Raw genomic sequence first — 20,478 nt, 5'->3', positions numbered from 1 at the left:
TTCATGATGACGACGACCTCGGTGCCAGAATTCCAGCATCGCACGGTGCTGTTAGATGAAGCGGTGGATGCGCTCAGCCTGGACGGCGCGCGCGCCAACGGCATCTATATAGATGGTACGTTCGGCCGCGGCGGGCATAGCCGGCTGATCCTGTCCCGCCTGGGGCCGCAGGCGCGCCTGCTTGCCTTCGACAAGGACCCGCAAGCGATCGCCAACGCCGAGACCATCGGCGACGGGCGGTTCACCATCGTGCACGACAGCTTCGCCACCATGGCGGATGCACTGGCCGAACGCGGCATTCCCGCCGTCGACGGCATTTTGCTGGACCTTGGCATCTCGTCGCCGCAAGTCGACGATGCCGCGCGTGGCTTCAGCTTCCGCAACGACGGCCCGCTCGACATGCGCATGGATACCACGCGCGGCATGTCGGCAGCCGAGTGGCTGGCCACGGAATCGGAAAAAACACTCGAGAAGGTGATAAGGGATTATGGGGAAGAACGGTTTGCTTTTCAGATTGCAAAGGCGATTGTTGCTCGCCGGGCAGTCGAACCAATTTCAAGCACACGACAGCTTGCCGCTATCGTGGCAGGCGCGGTCAAGACTCGCGAGAAGGGCAAAGATCCGGCAACCCGCACCTTTCAGGCTATCCGGATTTTCGTCAATAAGGAGCTTGAGGACCTCGAATCGGTCCTGAGCCAGGCCTTCAACGCCTTGAAGCCGGGCGGCATCATGGCCATCATCAGCTTCCATTCGCTGGAAGACCGCATGGTCAAGCAGTTCCTGGCCGCCAAGGCCAAGGTGGAGCAGCCGGACCGGCGCCTGCCGATCAAGGCGGTCGACCTGCCGCAGCCGGAGCTGAAACTGCTGGCGCGCATCAAGCCGTCCGACAAGGAAGTCGCTGAAAACCCGCGCGCGCGTTCCGCCGTGATGCGCGTCGCCATGCGCCTGCCGGCCGGAAGCGGGCCATGAGCAACAAGATCAATATCGTGCTGACGGCACTACTGGTCGCTTGCGGCCTGTCGGCCGTTAACGCGCAGTACCAGGCGCGCCACCTGTTCGTCGACCTGGAACATGCCAATACCCAGGCGCGCCAGCTCGATACCGAATGGGCGCAGCTGCAGCTGGACCAGTCCACGCTCGGCAAGCACGCCCGTATCGAGGAGATCGCGCGCCGTGAACTGGGCATGACCCAGCTCACGCCGAACCGCACCCAGTACCTGACGGAGGGCGAACAGTGATGCGCTCCAGCGGCGGAACCGGAACGGCGCGCGTGGCGCGTTCGCAAGGCATGTCCTTCTCCAAGAGCCCGGTGCTCGCGGTGCGCCTGCCGTCGTGGCGTTCGCGCGTCGTGCTGTTCGTGCTCTTTATCGCGTTCGGCGCGCTGGCCGCGCGCGCGGTCTGGCTGCAGGGCACCGCCCGCCAGCAGCAATTCCTGCAGGAGCAGGGGGCCAACCGCTACCTGCGCACCCAGGAATTGCCGGCCGTGCGCGGCAAGATCACCGACCGCAACGGCCAGGTGCTGGCGTCGTCCATTCCGGTGCGCGCCATCTGGGCTGCCCCGGAGGAGCTGCAAGCCGCGCCGAAAGAGAAGATCCGCGCCCTGGCCGGCCTGCTGGAAATGAGCGAGGCGGAGCTGCGCAAGAAGCTCGATTCCGACCGCAACCTGGTCTACCTGAAACGCCAGGTCGAGGTGGAAGTGGCTGACAAGATCAAGGCGCTGGACCTGGCCGGCATGGATATCCGCCCTGAATACAAGCGCTTCTATCCGCAAGGCGAAGTGATGACCCACCTGGTCGGCTTCACCAACGTGGACGACAAAGGGCAGGAGTCGATGGAACTGGCGCAGCAGGCCAACTTGGTCGGCAAGCCCGGTTCGCGCCGCGTCATCCAGGATGGCCAGCACCGAATCGTCGAGGATATCGGCGGCAAGATCGAACCGCATAACGGCAAGGACGTGGTGCTGTCGGTGGACAGCAAGATCCAGTACATTGCCTACACCCAGCTGAAAAACGCCGTCGAACACTTCGGTGCCAAGGCCGGCGGCGCCGTGGTGCTCGACGTGCATACCGGCGAAGTGCTGGCCCTGGCCAACTACCCGAGCTACGACCCGAACGACCGCCGCAGCCTGACCGGCGCGCAGCTGCGCAATCGCGTCATGACCGACACCTTCGAGCCGGGTTCCACGCTGAAGCCGATCACGGTGGCGCTGGCGCTGGATACCGGCCGTGTCAATCCGAATACCTATATCGATACCGGCGCCGGCAAATACACCATTCTGGACCGCACGATTTCCGACACCAAGGCGCACGGCGTGATCAATGTGAGCCAGATCATCGAAATGTCGTCGAATATCGGCACCTCGAAGATCGCGCTCAGCATGCCGGCCCAGGACATGTGGGAGATGTTCACCAAGGTCGGTTTCGGCCAGCAGCCGAAGTGGGGTTTCCCCGGCGCTGTGGCGGGCCGCGTGCGTCCGTACAAGTCCTGGCGCCCGGTCGAACAGGCGACCATGAGCTACGGTAACGGCATTTCCGTGTCGCTGATCCAGCTGGCGCGTTCGTACATGATGTTTGCCCGCAATGGCGACACCATCCCGCTTTCGTTCGAGAAGGTGGGCAAGCCGCCGCTGGGCCAGCAGATCATCAAGCCGCAGACCGCCGCCCAGATGCGCGAAATGCTGGAGTCGGTGGTGTCGGGCAAGGACGGCACGGCCAAGAAGGCGCAGATTCCGGGTTACCGCGTGGGCGGCAAGACCGGCACCGCCTACAAGGTGGAGAACGGCCACTACGCCATGCCGCGCAAGTACATCGGTTCCTTCGTCGGCATGGTGCCGATGTCGGCGCCGCGCTTCATCATTGCGGTCATGATCGACGAACCGACCCAAAACGGCCACTTCGGCGGCTCGGTCGCAGCACCAACTTTCGCGGCAGTGGCGATCAACGCCCTGCGCGCCTCCAATGTGCCTCCTGATTCGAACGTCACCGAGATCGTGGTGCCGACGGATACCGGACCGGAGGCCATGTAAATGAATACGATGAACCATCAAGATACCATCAACTGGATGCGGCAGGCAGCGCCGAACGCGCAGCTGGCATCCGACTCGCGCCGCATCGAGGCCGGCGACGTGTTCTTTGCCTATCCGGGCGACGCCAAGGATGGCCGCAGCTTCATCGCCGCCGCCATTGCCAATGGCGCCGCCGCCGTGGTGTACGACGATAGTGGCTACGCCTGGGACGAGGCGCACGCCGTGCCGCACCTGGCCGTGCCGGGCCTGAAAAAACAGGCTGGGCCGATTGCCCACGCCTGGTACGGCCAGCCGGATGCCGATATGTTCACGGTGGCCGTGACCGGCACCAACGGCAAGACTTCCTGCGCCGTGTGGACCGGCCAGGCGCTGGCCAAGGTCGGCGAATCGACCGCCGTTATCGGTACCCTGGGCGTGGGCATGTTCCGTGCCCGCGGCGAAGTGGAATTCGACGAAACCGGCTACACCACGCCGGACGCCGTGCTGCTGGCGCGCAAGCTGCAGGAAGTGCATGCGGACGGCGCCGGTGCGCTGGCGATCGAAGCCTCGTCTATCGGCCTGCACCAGGGCCGTACCGAAGGCATGCATTTCGACGTGGCGATCTTCACCAACCTGACGCGCGACCACCTCGATTACCACGGCGACGAAGCGAACTACGAAGCCGCCAAGACCATACTGTTCGACTGGCCCGGCCTGAAGCACGCCGTCGTCAACCTGGACGACCCGATGGGGCACCGCCTGGTGGCGCACATCAAGGCCTCCAAGGCGGCGCGCAAGCCGGCCATCATCGGCTACACGCTGAAAGACATCAAGGCGCAGCCGAACGTGCCCGGCATATCGATGCTGCGCGCCAGCTCGCTGCGCAGCCGCAACCTGGGCACGGAGTTCAACCTCGATTCGACCTTCGGCCATGCGCATGTGCGCACCCAGCTGGTCGGCCCGTTCAATGTCAGCAATGCGCTGGCCGTGCTGGCCGCGCTGCTGGCCAAGGGCGTGGCCTTCCGCACCGCCATCGATGGTATCGAATCGCTGCAACCGGCCCCCGGTCGCATGCAGCAGATCGGCGGCCAGGATGCGCCGATGGTGGTGATCGATTACGCGCACACGCCGGACGCGCTGGAAAAGACGCTGGAAGCCCTGCGCTCGGTTGCTTCCGATCGCGGCGGCCAGTTGTGGTGCGTGTTCGGCTGCGGCGGCGATCGCGATCCGGGCAAGCGCCCGCAAATGGGCCGGATTTCCCAGCTGGCCGAACACGTGCTGGTCACCAGCGATAATCCGCGCAGCGAAGAGCCGGCGGAGATCATTCGCCAGATCGTCGCTGGCATGGACGCCGGCCATCCGAATTCCGAATTCACGGCGGTGGAAGACCGTGCCGCCGCGATCCTGTCGGCCGTGCGCAATGCCGGCAAGGCCGACGTGATCCTGCTGGCGGGGAAGGGCCATGAGCCTTACCAGGAAATCAAGGGCCGCAAGATGCCGTTCTCGGACGCCGAGCACGCGCAGCTGGCACTGTCCGCACGCCTGACCATGATGAGGCCGCACTGATGCGCAGCACGCTCGCCCACATCCTGCCTGCGCTGGCCGGCGCGCACCTGCATCACGGTGTGCTGACCAATGACGCGGCGCTGGCGCTGGACTTCGACGGCGTATCCACCGACACCCGCACCGTCGGCGCCGGCCAGCTGTTCGTCGCCCTGCGCGGCGAGGTATTCGACGCCCACGACTTCCTGCAGCAGGTGCTCGACAAGGGCGTGGCCGCCGTCATCGTCGAAAAACTGCCGCCAGGCTGGACCCTGCCGGCCATCGTCGTGCCGGATACCCTGGCGGCGCTGGGCCAGATCGCCAACTACTGGCGCCGGCAGTTCACCCTGCCGGTGATCGGCGTGACCGGCTCGAACGGCAAGACCACGGTCAAGGAAATGATCGCCTCCATCCTGGCCGCTGCCCACGGCGAAGAGGGCAGGCTGGCGACGCGCGGCAACCTGAATAACGAAATCGGCGTGCCGCTCACGCTGTTCCGCCTCGATGCATCGCACCGTTCCGCCGTGGTGGAACTGGGCATGAACCATGCGGGCGAAATCGGTCGCCTGAGCGCGATTGCCGCGCCAACGATCGGCATGGTCAACAATGCCCAGCGCGAACACCAGGAATTCATGCACACCGTGGAAGCGGTGGCGCGCGAGAACGGCAGCGTATTGTCCGCGCTGCCGGGCGACGGCGTGGCCGTGTTCCCGCACGGCGACGAGTTCACTCCGGTCTGGCGCGAAATGTCGGTCGGCCGCCGCGTGCTGACCTTCGGCCTGGACGCCGCCGCCAACGTGAGCTGCACCTATGCCGCCGGCGACTTCGGCGCCGAACTGGAGGTGACGATCCACCCGGCCGCCGCTTCGACGGCCGGCAGCGCCGCGAGCTTCGCCACGCCGGACGCCGTGCCGCGCCACTTCAGCGTGTCGCTGCAGGCCGCGGGCGAGCACAACGTCCGCAATGCGCTGGCGGCCATCGCCTGCGCCTATGCGGCCGGCATCGACACCTCGACCATCCGTGCCGGACTGCAGGCCTTCGCGCCGGTCAACGGCCGCTTGCAGAAAAAGCAGGCCGCCAACGGCGCGCTGCTGATCGACGACACCTACAACGCCAATCCGGACTCGGTGCGCGCCGCCATCGACGTGCTGGCCAAGGCCCGGGCGCCGCGCGTGCTCGTGCTGGGCGATATGGGCGAAGTCGGCACGCAGGGCAAGGAGTTTCACGAGGAAGTCGCTGCCTACGCCGCAAGCAAAGGCATCGAACGCTTCTTCGCCACCGGCACGCTGGCCGCCCACATGGCGCCGCACGCCGAGCACCATCAGGAATTCGACGCGCTGCTGCAGGCCGTAAGCGCCGCAGCTACGCCGGATGCAACCGTATTGATCAAGGGCTCCCGCTTCATGAAAATGGAACGGGTCGTGCAGCATTTGATTGGATCGCAACAAGCTACAAAGGAAACACACTAATCATGCTGCTCTGGCTGGCACAAATCCTGCAGGACGACATCGGGGCTTTCCGCCTCTTTAACTACATCACCTTCCGCGCCGTGATGGCGACCATCACGGCCCTGCTGATCGGCCTGATCGCCGGTCCGGCCGTGATCCGCAAACTGACCGTGATGAAATACGGCCAGGCCGTGCGCACCGACGGCCCGCAGACCCACTTGAAAAAGCACGGCACCCCGACCATGGGCGGCGTACTGCTGCTGATCGCGCTCGGCGTCGCTACCGTGCTGTGGTGCGACTGGTCGAATCGCCTGATCTGGCCGGTGATGATCGTGACCATGGGCTTCGGCGCCGTGGGCTGGGTGGACGACTACCGCAAGGTGGTGCGCCAGGACCCGGAAGGCATGCGCTCGGCCGAAAAATACTTCTGGCAGTCGCTGGTCGGCATCGCCGCCGCGCTGTACCTGGCCTTCTCCGTGTCGGCGCCGACGCCGGTCAAGGTGTTCGAGCTGTTCTTCCAGTGGGTGCAGTCGGGCTTCTCGATGGACCTGCCGCCAAAGGCCGACCTGATCGTGCCCTTCGTGAAGACCATCAGCTACCCGCTGGGCGTGTGGGGCTTCATCGCGCTGACCTATTGCGTCATCGTCGGCACCTCCAATGCCGTCAACTTCACCGACGGCCTGGACGGCCTGGCCATCATGCCGACGGTGATGGTCGGTTCGGGGCTTGGCCTGTTCGCCTACCTGACCGGCTCCGCAACGTACTCGAAATACCTGTTCATCCCGCACATTCCCGGCGCCGGCGAATTGATCATTTTCTGCGGTGCGATGGCGGGGGCGGGCCTGGCCTTCCTCTGGTACAACGCGCACCCGGCCCAGGTTTTCATGGGCGACGTCGGCGCGCTGGCGCTGGGCGGCGCGCTGGGCACCATCGCCGTCATCGTGCGCCAGGAAATCGTCCTGTTCATCATGGGCGGCATCTTCGTTGCGGAAACGCTGTCGGTGATCATCCAGGTGGGCTGGTTCAAGTTCACCAAGAAGCGCTACGGCGTCGGCCGCCGCGTATTCCTGATGGCGCCGCTGCACCACCACTTTGAACAGAAGGGTTGGAAAGAAACCCAGGTCGTCGTGCGCTTCTGGATTATCACGATGATGCTGGTCCTGGTCGGCCTGTCCACACTGAAGCTGCGCTAATGATCTATAACGGCAAAATTGCCCTGGTACTGGGGCTGGGCGAATCGGGCCTGGCGATGGCGCACTGGCTGGCGCGCTGCGGCGCGCTGCTGCGCGTGGCCGACACGCGCCCGGTGCCGGACCGCCTGCCGCTGCTGCGCGAGCAGCTGCCCGGCACGCAGTTCATCGCGGGACCGTTCAACGCGGCGCTGCTGGACGGCGTCGACTTCGTCTGCGCCAGCCCGGGCCTGGCCCCGAACAAAGAGCTGGCCGAAATCATCCCGGCCGCGGCGCAGAAGGGCATTCCCGTCTGGGGCGAGATCGAATTGTTCGCCCAGGCGCTGCAATGGCTGAAGGAAGACCGCGCCTACGCGCCGAAGGTCATCGCCATCACCGGCACCAACGGCAAAACCACCGTCACCAGCCTGACCGGCCAGCTGTGCGAGCGCGCCGGCCTGTCGGTGCGCGTCGCCGGCAATATCAGCCCGGCCGCGCTGGACGTGCTGCGCGACGTGATGGAGCACGATGCGCTGCCGCAGGCCTGGGTGCTGGAGCTGTCCAGCTTCCAGCTGCACACGACGTATTCGCTGCAGGCCGACGCTGCCACCGTGCTGAACGTGACCCAGGACCACCTGGACTGGCACGGCAGCATGCAGGCTTACGCCGACGACAAGCAGCGTATCTTCGGCGCAGACACCGTGCGCGTGCTGAACCGCGACGACCGCTGGACCATGGCGATGGCCAACCCGACCGGGGAAAACGTCACGTTCGGCACCGATGCGCCGGCGCTGGCCAATAGTTTCGGCCTGGTCAGCGAACGCGGCGTGTATTGGCTCGCCACCGCTGAACCGAGCGAAGACGTCGAGCCGCCGAAGAAGCGCCGCAAGAACGATCCGCCGCCTGCGCCGGTGGAATGCTTCACCAAGAAACTCATGCCGGCCGATGCGCTGCAGATCCGCGGCACGCATAACGCCGCCAACGCGCTGGCGGCGCTGGCCCTGTGCCGCGCCATCGGCCTGCCGTTCGCGCCGCTGCTGCACGGCCTGCGCGAATACAAGGGGCAGCCGCACCGCGTGGAACTGGTGGCGTCGATCAACGGCGTCGACTACTACGACGACTCCAAGGGCACCAATGTGGGCGCGACTGTCGCAGCCCTGGTGGGCCTGGGCCAGTCCTTCGGCGGCGAGCAAAAGCTCGTCCTGATCGCGGGCGGCGACGGCAAGGGCCAGGAATTCGAGCCGCTGGCCGACCCGGTGCGCCGCTTCGTGCGCGCTGTGCTGCTGATCGGCCGCGATGCGCCCGCCATCCGCACGGCACTGGAGCCGACCGGCGTGAAGATGGAGGATGTCGCCACGCTGGAAGAGGCGACCAAACGCGCCGCCGCGCTGGCCCATGGTGGCGATGCCGTGCTGCTGTCGCCAGCCTGCGCCAGCCTGGACATGTTCAAGAACTACGCGCACCGCGCGCAGGTGTTCATCGACACCGTACGCGAGATCGCGCTTGATGCGGGGCAGGAGATCTGATGGCATTCCAGCTTCCATTCCGCTTCGGTGGTTCCGCCTCTCCAGCTCCGCTGGACGGGCGCGCACGCCATTCGAAGATGATGGAATACGACCAGCCGCTGGTCTGGTCGGTGCTGCTGCTGATGCTGTTCGGCATGGTGATGGTGTATTCGGCGTCGATCGCGTTGCCGGATTCGCCCAAGTTCGCCGCTTACAAGAATTACTACTTCGTGCAGCGCCAGGCGATCTTCATCGGCATCGCCATCGTGGCGGCGGCCGTCGCTTTCCGCGTGCGTATCGAACACTGGCAGAAGGCTGCGCCCTACCTGTTCATCGCCACCCTGGTCGCGCTGGCGCTCCTGTTCGTTCCCGGACTTGGCGTCAACGTGAATGGCGGGCGCCGCTGGCTGACGCTGAAACTCTTCCAGTTCCAGCCGTCCGAATTGATGAAGCTTTTCATCGTGCTGTATGCGGCCGACTATACCGTGCGCAAGCAGGAATTCATGCACCGGCTGTCCAAAGGCTTCGCGCCGATGGCGCTGGCGGTGGCCGTCGTCGGCCTGCTGCTGCTGCTCGAGCCGGACTTGGGCGCCTTCGGCGTGATCGTCTGCATTGCCATGGGTATCCTGTTCCTGGGCGGCGTCAACGCGGTCTGGTTCGGCGGCATCGGCGGCATGCTGGTGCTGATTTTCGTGACCATCATCTGGCTCTCGCCGTTCCGCCGCGCGCGCCTGTTCGCCTACCTGAATCCCTGGGAAGAGGAAAACGCCCTGAACAAGGCCTACCAGCTGACGCATTCGCTGATCGCCTTCGGCCGCGGCGAGTTCTATGGCGTGGGCCTGGGCGCCAGCGTGGAAAAACTGCACTACCTGCCGGAAGCGCATACCGACTTCCTGCTGGCGGTGATCGGCGAGGAACTGGGCATGATCGGGGTGCTGGCCACCATCGGCATGTTCTACTGGATCGTCAAGCGTGCATTCGACATCGGCCGCCAGGCCATTGCCATCGACCAGACCTTTGCGGGGCTGGCGGCGAAAGGCATCGGCATCTGGATCGGTGTACAGACATTTATCAATATGGGCGTAAATCTCGGCTTGCTGCCGACCAAAGGACTGACGCTGCCGCTGATGAGCTACGGCGGCACCGGCATCATCATCAACTGCGTCGGCCTGGCGATCCTGCTGCGCATCGACTACGAAAACCGGCAGATGATGCGCGGAGGGCGGGTATGAGCAAGCGCCTGATGATCATGGCGGCCGGCACCGGCGGCCACATTTTCCCCGGCCTGGCGATCGCCCAGGCCATGCGCGCCCGCGGCTGGGAGGTGTCCTGGCTGGGCACATCGCACGGCATGGAAACGGAGCTGGTGCCGAAGCACGGCGTGGAAATGGACGTGGTGCACTTTAGCGGCATGCGCGGCAAGGGTTTGGCGCACACCATCGGCGGCGCTTTCAAGATGATCGGCGCCTTCCTGGACTGCTTCCGCTTCATCGGCAAGCGCAAACCGGACGTGGTGCTGGGCATGGGCGGCTATGTCTGCGTGCCGGGCGGCGTCATGGCCAGGCTGCGCGGCGTGCCGCTGGCGCTGGTGAACGCCGATGCGGGGCTGCTGCTGTCGAACAAGACGCTGGCCCCGATGGCCAGGAAAGTCTTCTTCGGCTTCACGGCCGATTTCGGCGCCGTCGCCGGCAAGGCTGTTGTCACCGGCAACCCGGTGCGCAAGGAAATCCTCGCGCTGCCGACGCCGGAGCAGCGCTTCGCCGGCCGCGAAGGCGTACTGCGCATCCTGGTGGTGGGCGGCAGCCTGGGCGCCAAGGCGCTCAACGACGCGCTGCCCGCTGCGCTGAAGCTGATCGCGCCGGCACAGCGCCCGCTGGTGACCCACCAGTCGGGCAAGAAGAATATCGAAGCCCTGCGCGCGGCTTACGCGCAGGCGCATGTGGAAGCAAACGTGGTCGATTTCATCGACGACATGGCGGGCGCCTACGCGCAGGCGGACATCGTGATCTGCCGCGCCGGCGCCATCACCGTGTCGGAACTGACGGCCGCCGGCGTGGCCAGCGTGCTGGTGCCGCTGGTGGTGTCGACCACCAGCCACCAGCGCGACAACGCGCAATGGATGGCCAAGCAGGGCGCATCGATCCACATGCCGCAGACGGAATTGAATCCGGAAAGCCTGGCGGCGCTGTTGCAGACTTTGAACCGCAACACCTGCCAGAAGATGGCGGCGGCGGCGCTTGCAGTGGGCAAGCGCGACGCGAACGACGCCATCGCACAAGAATTGGAAGCACTCGCATGAAACATAAAGTAAAGAATATTCACTTCGTCGGCATCGGCGGCAGCGGCATGAGCGGCATCGCCGAGGTGCTGGTGACTTTAGGCTATAACGTGTCGGGCTCGGACCTGGGTGCGAACGCGGTTACCCAGCGCCTGGTCGACATGGGCGCCACCGTGCACCAGGGCCACGACGCCGCCTTCATCGGCAACGCCGACGCCGTCGTGACCTCGACCGCGGTCAAGGCCGACAATCCGGAAGTGGTCGCCGCCCGCGCCCGCAAGATTCCCATCGTGCCGCGCGCCGTGATGCTCGGCGAATTGATGCGCCTGAAGCGCGGTATCGCCATCGCCGGCACCCACGGCAAGACCACCACCACCAGCCTGGTGGCGTCGGTGCTGGCCGAAGGCGGCCTGGATCCGACGTTCGTGATCGGCGGCCGCCTGACCGCCGCCGGCGCCAACGCCAAGCTGGGCTCCGGGGAATACCTGGTGGCCGAAGCCGACGAGTCGGACGCTTCCTTCCTGAACCTGACGCCAATGATCGAAGTCATCACGAACATCGATGCCGACCATATGGAAACCTACGAGCACGACTTCGAAAAGCTGAAGCAAGCATTCGTGCACTTCACGCACCGCCTGCCGTTCTACGGCCGCGCCATGCTGTGCATCGACGACCCGCACGTGCGCGCCATCATCCCGCAGGTGACCAAGCCGGTGACCACCTACGGCTTCGCGGAAGACGCCGAAGTGCGGGCCGTCAATGCGCGCGCGGTCGGCACCCAGATGCACTTCACCGTGCTGCAGGAAGGCTATCCGGACCTGGACATCGTGCTGAACCAGCCAGGCATGCATAACGTGCAGAACGCCTGCTCCGCGGTCGCCATCGCGCGCGAAATCGGCGTGGACGATACCGCGACGCAGGCCGGCCTGGCGGGCTTCGCCGGCGTCGGCCGCCGCTTCACCAAATACGGCGAAGTGGCCATTCCGGCGGGCGGCAGCTTCACCCTGGTGGACGATTTCGGCCACCATCCGATCGAAATGGACGTGACCACCGCCGCCGCGCGCGCCGCCTATCCGGGCCGCCGCCTGCTGCTGGCCTTCCAGCCGCACCGCTACAGCCGCACGCGCGACCTGTTCGAAGATTTCGCAAAAGTTCTGAGCACGGTCGACGTACTGGTGCTGTCGGACGTTTATGCGGCAGGCGAAGCGCCGATCGTGGCCGCCGACGGCCGCGCGCTGGCGCACGCGATCCGCGCGCGCGGCAAGGCCGAGCCGGTATTTGTCGAAAATATCGCCGACATGCCGGAAACGATCATGAACGTGGTGCGCGACGGCGACGTGGTGCTCACGATGGGGGCGGGCTCGATCAGCGGCGTCCCGGCAAAACTCACGAACTGGAAAGCTTGACGCGATGACGAAACTGACTGCACAAGAAGCGCAAGCCTTCGGCAAGGTGGGCGTGCTGATGGGCGGCCTGTCCGCCGAGCGCGACGTGTCCATCATGTCCGGCACCGGCGTGCTGGCGGCCTTGCAAAGCCAGGGCATCGATGCCCATGCTTTCGATCCGGGCCGGCGTTCGCTGGCCGAACTGGCCGCTGAACAATTCGACCGCGTGTTCATCGCGCTGCACGGCCGCTACGGCGAAGACGGCAGCCTGCAGGGCGCGCTGGAGCTGCTGGGCATCCCTTACACCGGTTCGGGCGTGATGGCCAGCTCGGTGGGCATGGACAAGATCACCACCAAGATCCTGTGGCTGCGCGAAAACCTGCCGACCCCGGAATATGCGGTGCTGGGCGCCGATTCCGACCTGGATGCGGAAGCCGCGCGCCTGGGCCTGCCGCTCATCATGAAGCCGCCGCACGAGGGGTCGACCATCGGCATCACCAAGGTGACCGACAAGGCCGGCCTGAATGCCGCCTACGATGCCGCCGCCGCGCTGGACGACTGCGTGCTGGCTGAGGAATTCGTGGCCGGCCGCGAGTTCACCGTCGCCGTGCTGGGCACGGGCAAGGATGCGCGCGCGCTGCCGATCGTGGAAATCGTGGCGCCGGCCGGCAACTACGACTACCAGAACAAGTACTTCACCGACGACACCCAATATTTCTGCCCGCCGGCGCTGGATCAGGCCATGCAGGACGAGATGCAGCGCCTGGCCGTTGCCGCCTACCGCGCCGTCGGCTGCGAAGGCTGGGGCCGGGTCGACGTGCTGCTGCGCGAAAAGGACAACAAGCCCTTCCTGCTGGAAGTGAATACCTCGCCGGGCATGACCAGCCACTCGCTGGTGCCGATGGCCGCGCGTGCGAACGGCGTGAGCTACGAAGAGCTGTGCGTGGAAATCCTGCGCACCGCGCGGCTGAAACTGAAGAAGTAAAAGGACCGGAAACCTTATGTGGCACGACGTCAAAGCCTTGAATGCATCCGCCAGCGGCCTGTTTGCGCTGTCGGTGCTGGCTTGCGCCGTCGCCGGCGTGTGGTGGGTGGCGAATCGTCCTGTATTCGATTTGCGCTCCATCCGCGTTGAAACCATGGACAAGTCGGAATTCAAGCACGTGAACCACCTGACGCTGCGCAACGGCACCCAGGGCCGCCTGGTTGGCAACTTCTTCACCGCCGACCTGGAGCAGGTGCGCAAAGTGTTCGAGTCGGTGCCTTGGGTGCGCCGCGCCAGCGTGCGTCGCGAGTGGCCGAACCAGCTTATCGTGGCGCTGGAAGAGCATGAAGCGCTCGGCACCTGGGGCGAGGACGGCCGCCTGCTGTCGGTGAAAGGCGATGTCTTCACCGCCAACCTGGCCGAAGCGGAAGAGGATCACGAGCTGCCCGGGTTTTCCGGCCCGGAAGGCAGCGAAAAGGAAGTACTGGCGCGCTACGGCGAGTTGAAGCAATGGTTTGCACCGGTCAGCCTGGTGCCGCTCAGCGTGTCGCTGTCGGGCCGCTATGCATGGACGGTGAAGTTGGACAACGGCGCCAGTGTGGCGCTGGGACGCGAGGCAACGCCTGACACGCTGCACCAGCGCGTGCAGCGCCTGGTCCGGATCTGGCCGCAGATCACGAGCCGCGTGCCGAATATTGAAACGATTGATATGCGCTACCAGAACGGCCTGGCCTTGAGCGCAGCGGGATTGAAGATCCCGTCGGAAACGAAGAAACATTGAGAGCAGGGCAAAGAGATGACTAAAGACGCTAAAAACCTGATCGTCGGCCTCGATATCGGCACCTCCAAGGTGGTGGCCGTGGTGGCCGAAGTGATGGGCGATGGCCGCCACGAGGTGATCGGCCTGGGCCAGCACGAGTCCAAGGGCCTGAAAAAAGGCGTGGTGGTGAACATCGAGGCGACCGTCGAATCGATCCAGCGCGCACTGGAAGAGGCGGAGCTGATGGCCGACTGCAAGATCCGCAATGTGTACGCGGGCATCGCCGGCAGCCATATCCGCAGCTTCAATTCGAGCGGCATGGTGGCGATCAAGGACAAGGAAGTCACCGCCACCGACGTAGCGCGTGTGATCGAAACGGCTAAAGCGGTTAATATCCCGACCGACCAGCAATTGCTGCATACGGTGCCGCAGGAATTCATCGTCGATTCGCAGGAGGATGTGCGCGAACCGATCGGCATGAGCGGCATCCGCCTGGAAGTGAAGGTGCACATCGTCACCGGCGCCGTGAGCGCGGTGCAGAACATCGTCAAGTGCGTGCGCCGCTGCGGTCTGGAAGTGTCGGACCTGATCCTGCAGCCGATGGCCTCGGCCGATGCCGTGCTGACCACGGACGAGAAGGAGCTGGGCGTGGTGCTGATCGACATCGGCGGCGGCACCACCGACGTGGCGGTGTTCTCGGACGGTGCGATCCGGCATACGGCCGTGATCCCGATCGCGGGCGACCAGATCACCAACGATATCGCCATGGCGCTGCGCACGCCGACCGGCGAAGCCGAAGAGATCAAGATCCGCTACGGCGTGGCCAAGCAGGTGCTGGCCGACCCGGGCGAGCACCTGGAAGTGCCGGGCCTGGGCGACCGTGGTCCGCGCAACCTGTCGCGCCAGGCGCTGGCGGCCGTGATCGAGCCGCGCGTGGAAGAGCTGTTTGCGATGGTGCACCAGGTGGTGCGCGAGTCCGGCTACGAGGGCGTGCTCTCGTCGGGCATCGTGCTCACCGGCGGCACCGCGATCATGCCGGGCATGGTGGAGATGGCGGAAGACATCTTCCTCAAGCCTGCGCGCCTGGGCACGCCGGACTACCGTGGCCAGTTGGCCGACGTGGTTCGCAGCCCGCGCTATGCAACCGTGTTGGGCCTGTTATTGGAAGCAAAGAAGCAGTATCTGCGCGGCCACATCGTGACGCGCCAGGATGGTTCGGTGAAGGCAGTTTGGCAGCGCATGAAAGAATGGTTCCTGGGTAATTTTTAAAAGTATTTTCGATAAAAAGCGCAGTTTTCAATCTCCAGTTCTCCTAAAATTATGAGGCCTGGCGCTTGGAAACCGCATCTAGATAGGAGTACATCATGGAATTTGATATGGTAGACAACGCGACACTGGGGACGGTCATCAAGGTCGTTGGTGTTGGAGGTGCGGGCGGCAATGCGGTCCAGCATATGATCAACAAGGGCATGAGCGGCGTGGAATTCATCGCCGCCAATACCGACGCGCAGGCGTTGGCAGCGTCCAAGGCGACCAATATCATCCAGATCGGCGAATCAGGCCTGGGCGCGGGTATGCGCCCTGAAGTGGGCCGCGCGCTGGCGGAAGAATCGCGCGCCCGCATCGAAGACGCGCTGCGCGGCGCGCACATGGTGTTCATCGCGGCCGGCATGGGCGGCGGCACCGGCACCGGCGCCGCACCGATCGTTGCGGAAATCGCCAAGCAGCAGGGCGCGCTGACCGTGGCCGTGGTCTCCAAGCCGTTCTCGCACGAAGGCCAGAAATGCCTGGACGTCGCCGAAGCGGGCCTGGAAGCGCTGTCCGCCAACGTCGACTCCCTGATCGTGATCTGCAACGAGAAGCTGGAAGAGATCTACGAAGACGAGTCCCTGATCGAATGGCTGCAGCACGCCGATGATGTGCTGAACAACGCCGTCGCCGGTATCGCCGAGATCATCAACGTGCCTGGCCATATCAACGTCGACTTCAATGACGTCAAGACCATCATGGGCGAGCAGGGCAAGGCGATGATGGGCACCGCCACCGCTTCCGGCGTGGACCGCGCCCGCGTGGCCGCCGAGCAGGCAGTCGCTTCGCCGCTGCTGGACGGCGTCGACCTGTCCGGCGCACGCGGCGTGCTGGTCAACGTGACCGCGTCGCGCGGCCTGAAAGGTAAGGAAATCAAGGAAGTCATGGCCGCAGTGCGCGCCTTCGCCGCGCCGGACGCGTCGATCGCACAGGGCATCGCCTACGACGACGCGATGGGCGACGATATCCGCGTGACCGTGGTGGCCACCGGCCTGGGCAAAGCCAAGAAGCATGTGCAACTGGTCCAGCAGCAGCAACTGCGCACCGGCACCCACGGCGGCAACCCGCTGAACGTCAACGCCGGCCTGGCTGGGGCGGCAACGGCCACGGTGGGCGGTTTCGGTTCCGCCGGCTTCAGCGGCGTGCCGGCCGACGTGCAGAAGCAGCCAGCCGTGTGGCGCCGCGAATCGGCCACCGAGCAGGTGAACGCGCTGGCCAAGTCGGGCATGGAAACCTACGACATTCCTGCCTTCCTGCGCAAGCAGGCTGACTAAATAAGGTCGGCCGCGCCGCCGGGTCACGCATCCGGCGGCGCGGAGTTATACTCTGGGTTTTCACAAGAAGGAGAACCCGAATGACTATCAAGATCGGCGACAAACTGCCGGAAGGCCAGCTGTCCGAATTCATCGAAACCGAGACCGAAGGCTGCTCCCTCGGCCCGAACACCTTCAATGTGCAGGACCTCACCAAAGGCAAGAAGATCGCGATCTTCGGCCTGCCAGGCGCCTACACCCCAACCTGCTCCGCGCAGCACGTGCCAGGCTACGTCAAGCACGCAGCCGACCTGCAAGCGAAGGGCGTGGATGAAATCTGGTGCATCTCCGTGAACGACGCCTTCGTGATGGGTGCATGGGGCCGCGACCAGAAAGCCACCGGCACCGTACGCATGATGGCGGACGGCAACGCCGCCTACTCCAAGGCCCTGGGCCTGGACGCGGACTTCTCCAAGTTCGGCATGGGCACCCGCTCCCAGCGTTATTCGATGCTGGTGGAAGACGGCGTGGTCAAGCAACTGAACGTCGAGCAGGGCGGCAAGTTCGAAGTGTCGAACGCCGAAACCATGCTGGGCCAGCTGTAAGTCACGAAGCGTCCCAAAGAAAGACGCCCGGTACGCCGGGCGTTTTGATTTGGCGGGCAGGGAACGCCGGGTGCTAAAATAGTAAGTTTATTCCCTGAGAGTCAATACATGAAGTCGTCCGTATCAAGTGATCCATTCGTCCTTTCCAGCGCGCGCTGGTTCTGGTGGATCGCCGGCCTTTCCTTGGTCAACCTGTTTCTCTACTACTCCGGCAGCAATACCTCGTTTGTCGTCGGCCTGGCAATGACGGCGCTGGCCAGCGCGGTGTTCTCCGGCGCGATGGTGGTCGGCGGGGCGTTGGCGCTCCTGATCATTGGCTACTATGGCGTGATTGGCTACTTCGCCCAGCGCGAAAAACTGTGGGCCTTCTATCTCGGTCTCGGCGTTTACGTCGCGGACGCACTTCTCTACATGTATTTCCAAGACTGGATGTCCGTAGCCTTCCACGCCTACGTGATTTTCCATCTTTTCAGGGGGATCACGAGCTTACGCGGGCGTGCTGCTTCCATGGCAGCACCGGTGGAGCCGGCGCAGACGCCGGAAGCCGGCGCATAAAGCGTCGACTGCGAACGCCCGGCTTGCCGGGCGTTTTGTTTTGCAGGACGCAGTTTCCAATACTTCACATTGCCGGTACGGACTGCGTTGGGGATTTGGCGCGGGATTTGCGTTTCTTTGGCGCCAGCATGACGCCGGTGCAGGAGGGTGCGCCGCAATAGCAGGCGAATGCCTTCTTCACCTTGGCGGTGTGGCGGGCCTCGTAAATCAGGCCGTAGTTATAGTTCAGCTCTTCGCCTTCGGCAATGTCATGCAGGGAGCAGATGTAGACGCGGCAGTCGTCGTCTTCCTCGGCTTCGCAATTGGGCTCGCAGGAATGGTTGATGTAGCGCGCCTCATTGCCGCCTGTGCCGCCATCGATCAGCATGCCGTTGTTCAGGCTGAAGAAGAAGGTATGGCCGATCGGGCCGCCTTTTTCTTCGGTGCGGCGGCAGCATTCTTCCCAATCGACGATTTCGCCGGTGTATTCGATGATGCGGGTGCCGGCCGGGATCATCCGGCGCGCGAAAACGCCGCGGCCATGCACGGGCGACTCGTGCACTACGAAAAGTGGCTCGGTCTCTTCAAATAGTAAAGCTTCTGTATTCATCCCGCCATCATAACCTGCCGCGATTTTCCTCGTCAGTTCTTTCAGATTGGCGCGATGGACTGCCTATGCAGTGGCGCTCTTGTTCCCGCTTAAGCCAGGGCGGCCTCAGCAGCAAACGATTTCTTTCAGTACAATGGCTGGCCCGGTAATGGATTTTGGGCACCCATCGTGACTCCGCAACAAAGAGAAAACCTGCAAGCTATTTACGCCATGGTGGCCGCGGTCGCCATGTTCTCCCTCATGGACGCTTCCATGAAAGTGCTGGCCGGGCGCTATCCCGGCGTGCAGGTGACGGCGCTGCGATGCATGCTTTCAATGCCCCTGGTGTGCGCCTACATGGCCTACCGCGGCAAATTCACCGGTATCTTCAAAGTGCGCTGGTCGCTGCATATTCTGCGCGGCGCGGTCGGCATCGCCATGCTGTCGCTGTTCGCCTTCGCGCTGAAATCGCTGCCGCTGGCCGATACCTACGCCATCTTCTTCATCGCGCCGGCGCTGGTGACGGTGCTGGCGGTGTTCATCCTGCGCGAAAAAGTCAGCCTGGGGCAGTGGCTGGCGATTGTCGTCGGCCTGGGTGGCGTGCTGGTGGTGCTGCGCCCGGACGGCAGCAACTTCGCCTCGATCGCCGGCCTGGCGGTATTGGCTTCGGCCGTCTGCTACGGCATCTCCGCCATCGCCGGCCGCGTGCTGGCCAAGACCGACGCGCCCGAGCATGTGATGTTCTGGGTGTTGACGCTGATGGGCGTTGGCGTTGCCCCGCTGGCGTTCAACGCCTGGGTGGCGATCGACTGGGCGCTATGGCCGGCCATGGCGACGCTGGCGGTGACGGGCTTCTTCGGCCAGCTGGCGCTGACGCGCGCCTTCAGCATGGGCAAGGCATCCATCGTGGCGCCGTTCGAATACACGGCCCTGGCCTGGGGCGTGGGCATCGACTGGCTGCTCTGGCATACGCTGCCGGACGCCTATACCTTGCTGGGCGCGGCCATCATCATCGGCTCCGGCATCTACCTGGTACGGCGGGAAACCGAGCATGCCGAGGCCGAGCACCCGTAAGCGGGGAAGGGCCCGGGGCGCTATAATCCTTGCATGCTGAAACAACGAACCATCAAAGAAATCGTCCGCACCACAGGTGTCGGCCTGCACTCCGGCACCAAGGTTGAGCTGACCCTGCGTCCTGCCGCGCCGGATACCGGCATCGTCTTCCGCCGGGTCGACCTGAGTCCGCAAGTTGTCTTCCCGACAAGGGCGGACATTGTGGGCGACACCCGCATGGCCACCGTACTGATGAAAGACGGCGGCCGCGTCTCGACCGTCGAGCACCTGATGTCGGCCTGCGCCGGCCTCGGCATCGACAATCTGTACGTCGACGTGACGGCGGAAGAAATCCCGATCATGGATGGTTCGGCATCGTCCTTTGTCTACCTGCTGCAGCAGGGCGGGGTGCAGGAGCAGGAAGCGCCGAAAAAGTTTATCAAAGTGAAAAAGCCGGTCGAAATCCGCGAAGGCAAGGGCGCCCACGAGAAATGGGCGCGCCTGGTGCCGCACGACGGCTTCAAGCTGGACTTCTTCATCGAATTCAACCACCCGGCGGTGGATGGCACGGCGCAACGCGCGACGGTGGACTTCGGCGACGTGTCGTACATCCAGGCGATTGCCCGTGCCCGCACCTTCGGCTTCATGCAGGATGTGGAAATGCTGCGCGGGATCGGCCTGGCGCGCGGCGGCTCGCTGGAAAACGCCATCGTGATGGATGAATACCGCATCCTGAACCAGGACGGCCTGCGTTACGACGACGAATTCGTGCGCCACAAGATCCTCGACGCGATCGGCGACCTGTACATGGTCGGCCACCCGATCATCGCCAGTTACGAAGCGCATAAATCCGGCCACGCCCTGAACAACCAGCTGCTGCGCGCTATGCTGGCCGACCCGGATTCCTACGAGCTGGTGAGCTTCGATTCCCTCGACACCGCCCCGCCTTCCTACGCAAAGCAGATGTCGCGCGAGTGGTCTTACCTGTAAGATTTTTTTGTCCCTAGTTGGGGTCAGGAAGAAAAACGGACATTCCTTGGAATGTCCGTTTTTCTTCCTG

Annotated in this window: 19 protein-coding genes; 18 read left to right on the top strand and 1 reads right to left on the bottom strand. The window is 64.3% G+C overall.

Annotation, left to right across the window (positions count from 1 at the left end; translation table 11 throughout):
* Nucleotides 1-6 precede the first annotated feature (6 nt).
* The 16 genes from rsmH (at nt 7) to H597_RS0103255 (ending at nt 17,797) form a co-directional block, all read left to right on the top strand.
* Nucleotides 7-969 (top strand): 16S rRNA (cytosine(1402)-N(4))-methyltransferase RsmH, encoded by a 963-nt coding sequence (gene rsmH, locus H597_RS0103330; RefSeq protein WP_028100884.1) that lies wholly within the window; start codon nt 7-9, stop codon nt 967-969.
* Entirely contained in the window at nt 966-1,238 is a 273-nt protein-coding gene (ftsL, locus tag H597_RS0103325; RefSeq protein WP_028100883.1) for a cell division protein FtsL, read from the top strand. Before rsmH ends, ftsL begins: the two co-directional genes overlap by 4 nt.
* Complete coding sequence (locus tag H597_RS0103320) at nt 1,238-3,025, top strand: peptidoglycan D,D-transpeptidase FtsI family protein (protein WP_028100882.1); 1,788 nt, start codon at nt 1,238-1,240, stop codon at nt 3,023-3,025. Before ftsL ends, H597_RS0103320 begins: the two co-directional genes overlap by 1 nt.
* Nucleotides 3,026-3,034: 9 nt before the next feature.
* Nucleotides 3,035-4,570, top strand: a complete 1,536-nt coding sequence (locus tag H597_RS0103315; RefSeq protein WP_028100881.1) for a UDP-N-acetylmuramoyl-L-alanyl-D-glutamate--2,6-diaminopimelate ligase — start codon at nt 3,035-3,037, stop codon at nt 4,568-4,570.
* Nucleotides 4,570-6,015, top strand: a complete 1,446-nt coding sequence (locus H597_RS0103310; RefSeq protein ID WP_028100880.1) for a UDP-N-acetylmuramoyl-tripeptide--D-alanyl-D-alanine ligase — start codon at nt 4,570-4,572, stop codon at nt 6,013-6,015. Before H597_RS0103315 ends, H597_RS0103310 begins: the two co-directional genes overlap by 1 nt.
* 2 nt (nt 6,016-6,017) lie before the next feature.
* Nucleotides 6,018-7,187, top strand: a complete 1,170-nt coding sequence (gene mraY / locus H597_RS0103305) for a phospho-N-acetylmuramoyl-pentapeptide-transferase (protein ID WP_028100879.1) — start codon at nt 6,018-6,020, stop codon at nt 7,185-7,187.
* On the top strand, nt 7,187-8,689 hold the full coding sequence (gene murD / locus H597_RS0103300) for a UDP-N-acetylmuramoyl-L-alanine--D-glutamate ligase (protein WP_028100878.1): 1,503 nt from the start codon (nt 7,187-7,189) through the stop codon (nt 8,687-8,689). Before mraY ends, murD begins: the two co-directional genes overlap by 1 nt.
* Nucleotides 8,689-9,900: a putative lipid II flippase FtsW gene (gene ftsW, locus H597_RS0103295; RefSeq protein ID WP_028100877.1), complete on the top strand. Its 1,212-nt coding sequence runs from the start codon at nt 8,689-8,691 to the stop codon at nt 9,898-9,900. Before murD ends, ftsW begins: the two co-directional genes overlap by 1 nt.
* Nucleotides 9,897-10,967, top strand: a complete 1,071-nt coding sequence (gene murG / locus H597_RS35800; RefSeq protein WP_083940919.1) for an undecaprenyldiphospho-muramoylpentapeptide beta-N-acetylglucosaminyltransferase — start codon at nt 9,897-9,899, stop codon at nt 10,965-10,967. The genes ftsW and murG overlap by 4 nt, the downstream gene beginning before the upstream one ends.
* Nucleotides 10,964-12,352: a UDP-N-acetylmuramate--L-alanine ligase gene (gene murC / locus H597_RS0103285; protein ID WP_028100875.1), complete on the top strand. Its 1,389-nt coding sequence runs from the start codon at nt 10,964-10,966 to the stop codon at nt 12,350-12,352. Before murG ends, murC begins: the two co-directional genes overlap by 4 nt.
* A gap of 4 nt (nt 12,353-12,356) precedes the next feature.
* Nucleotides 12,357-13,316, top strand: coding sequence for a D-alanine--D-alanine ligase (locus H597_RS0103280; protein ID WP_028100874.1), 960 nt, complete (start codon nt 12,357-12,359; stop codon nt 13,314-13,316).
* 16 nt (nt 13,317-13,332) lie between these two features.
* Nucleotides 13,333-14,097 carry a cell division protein FtsQ/DivIB gene (locus H597_RS0103275; RefSeq protein ID WP_028100873.1) on the top strand — a complete coding sequence of 255 codons (765 nt, stop codon included), beginning with the start codon at nt 13,333-13,335 and terminating at the stop codon, nt 14,095-14,097.
* 15 nt (nt 14,098-14,112) lie between these two features.
* Nucleotides 14,113-15,345 (top strand): cell division protein FtsA, encoded by a 1,233-nt coding sequence (gene ftsA / locus H597_RS0103270; protein WP_028100872.1) that lies wholly within the window; start codon nt 14,113-14,115, stop codon nt 15,343-15,345.
* Between the two features lie 95 nt (nt 15,346-15,440).
* A complete protein-coding gene (gene ftsZ, locus H597_RS0103265) occupies nt 15,441-16,658 on the top strand; it encodes a cell division protein FtsZ (RefSeq protein ID WP_028100871.1) in 1,218 nt (405 codons plus the stop codon).
* An 80-nt stretch (nt 16,659-16,738) separates the two neighbouring features.
* Nucleotides 16,739-17,242, top strand: a complete 504-nt coding sequence (locus H597_RS0103260; RefSeq protein WP_028100870.1) for a peroxiredoxin — start codon at nt 16,739-16,741, stop codon at nt 17,240-17,242.
* 108 nt (nt 17,243-17,350) lie between these two features.
* Nucleotides 17,351-17,797: a hypothetical protein gene (locus H597_RS0103255; RefSeq protein WP_028100869.1), complete on the top strand. Its 447-nt coding sequence runs from the start codon at nt 17,351-17,353 to the stop codon at nt 17,795-17,797.
* 64 nt (nt 17,798-17,861) lie between these two features.
* Here the strand turns inward: H597_RS0103255 and H597_RS0103250 are convergent, their stop codons facing one another.
* Nucleotides 17,862-18,386 (bottom strand): SET domain-containing protein, encoded by a 525-nt coding sequence (locus H597_RS0103250; protein ID WP_028100868.1) that lies wholly within the window; start codon nt 18,384-18,386, stop codon nt 17,862-17,864.
* Between the two features lie 210 nt (nt 18,387-18,596).
* Between H597_RS0103250 and H597_RS0103245 the strand changes: the two genes are divergently transcribed.
* Entirely contained in the window at nt 18,597-19,439 is an 843-nt protein-coding gene (locus tag H597_RS0103245; protein ID WP_028100867.1) for a DMT family transporter, read from the top strand.
* A 33-nt stretch (nt 19,440-19,472) separates the two neighbouring features.
* Complete coding sequence (gene lpxC, locus H597_RS0103240; RefSeq protein WP_028100866.1) at nt 19,473-20,408, top strand: UDP-3-O-acyl-N-acetylglucosamine deacetylase; 936 nt, start codon at nt 19,473-19,475, stop codon at nt 20,406-20,408.
* Nucleotides 20,409-20,478: the final 70 nt, after the last annotated feature.

The organism is Pseudoduganella violaceinigra DSM 15887 (assembly GCF_000425385.1).
GTDB lineage: Bacteria > Pseudomonadota > Gammaproteobacteria > Burkholderiales > Burkholderiaceae_D > Rugamonas > Rugamonas violaceinigra.
This window is presented reverse-complemented; position numbering and strand designations above follow the sequence as displayed.